The sequence below is a fragment of the Candidatus Eisenbacteria bacterium genome, from assembly GCA_016867495.1.
Taxonomy (GTDB): Bacteria; Eisenbacteria; RBG-16-71-46; order CAIMUX01; family VGJL01; genus VGJL01.
The window spans coordinates 1-1,544 of the sequence record VGJL01000368.1 but is presented as its reverse complement, the minus strand read 5'-3'; the positions used below and the strand labels follow the sequence as shown (position 1 = coordinate 1,544).

General features: G+C 66.0%; 1 protein-coding gene. It reads right to left on the bottom strand.

Features of this window, described 5'->3' with window-relative positions; genetic code table 11:
* A partial coding sequence (locus tag FJY88_14315; GenBank protein MBM3288501.1) for a hypothetical protein occupies positions 1–1,544 on the bottom strand: 1,544 nt, incomplete at both ends.

Genomic DNA, 1,544 nt, shown 5'->3' with positions numbered 1-1,544 from the left:
AAATAGGTGGCGCACATGCTGAGATAGGTCGGGCTTCGCGGATCTACCGCGTAGAGGTTGGCCTTGCTCTGCGTGAGCACTTCGCCCAGAACCCATCGGGTGTGCCCCTCGCGCTGGGGCGGGTTCTTGAAGAACGCGTGGACCACGGCGAGGTTGTACTGATCGGTCGAACTCAGCCACTCGTATCCTGACGAAGCGATCGCCGCGATCCCCCCCCGGTCGGGGTAGAGGTTCAGCAGGCTCTCGCCGATCCCGTCGCCGCGGGCGTAGAGCTTCTCGTCGGGAGCCGAGAACTCCGCCAGGTGGCAGCCGTATCCCATGAAGACGAAAGGCCGCTTGAGATTCCCCAGCTCCCTCACATCCTCGCGAACCTGGGGATTGTGCCGGAAGACATACTCGTGGCTCATCAGACGTGCGTTCGCGTGGCCGTTGTAGGAGACAAAGAGGTGCCCGCGGCTCATCGCCCGCCAGAGAAGCGGCGCAACGGTCTCTTCTCCGTAGCGGAGGCTCAACATGTAGTCGGCCGAGTTGTTCATGACGAGCTCGTCGTTCTCCTTCCGCTGGCACCGGCCGGTGCCGGGATCCACGACACACCGCCCCAGCGACGGAACGGAGTCCATGTACTGGGCCACGAAGAAGGTGTCGACCCCGAAATCGGGAAGGCGGCCATGCCGCTCGATCGCGTTCCGCGAGAGCCGCCCCGACTCGGCGAAGATCCCCTCCACGCCCGGCCTGTAGGTGTAGCTCTCGGTGAAGGTGATCGCCGAGCTCCAGTCGTCGTCGGACACGAAGAGAACGCGGTTGCGCCAGTTGCCGTCGCGCTCGAACGACTCGTAGGCGGTCAGCTTGGAGACCATGTTCTGAAGCTCGGTCGTATTCCCCGCGGGGAGCCGGCCCACATGCATGTCGGGCAGGAAGTCGAGCCTCTCCCCCGTCCCGACCAGGTTGTCCACGAACCACTGGTCGGAGGCGACCAGCTCGGGCCCGTGATAGGCGAGGTACGAGTCGGAGAAGATCGTCTGCGTGGGAACCCAGTTCGGATCGGAGAAGCTGAACTCGTTGTCGAAGCCGTCCGTGGCGTCGCCCACGAGGAGCAGGAAGGACGGCGGGAGATCGCGCGTCGCGAAGAGCCGCCGCAGGAACGAGCGGATCGCGTGGGGCCAGCGGCGCCCGCCGGAGAACTCGTCGTAGACGTCCTCGATCGGAGCGACGAGGACCCGGTGGCCCTGCCCTTCACGGTGATCGATCAAGGGCTGCACAGTGGGGATCCACTCGCGCGGGACGATCACGACATAGTCGTGGTCCCCAGGGCTCGCCAGATCGGAGGAGATATCGAGGGAGATCCCTTCCCCCGCCGCGGGATCGACGGCGCCGACCGCGTCCAGCCGGGCCAGGAAGAACCTCCGATCGGCTCCCGAGAGGTCCCACTGGAGACGCAGGGATCGCCCCTCGAACTGGGCGGCGGGATCGATCGTGAGGACCCTCGGCGCGCGGGGATCGCTGACCTCGAACCCGAGCAGCTCCACCGCGTCCGGGGCCGAGCT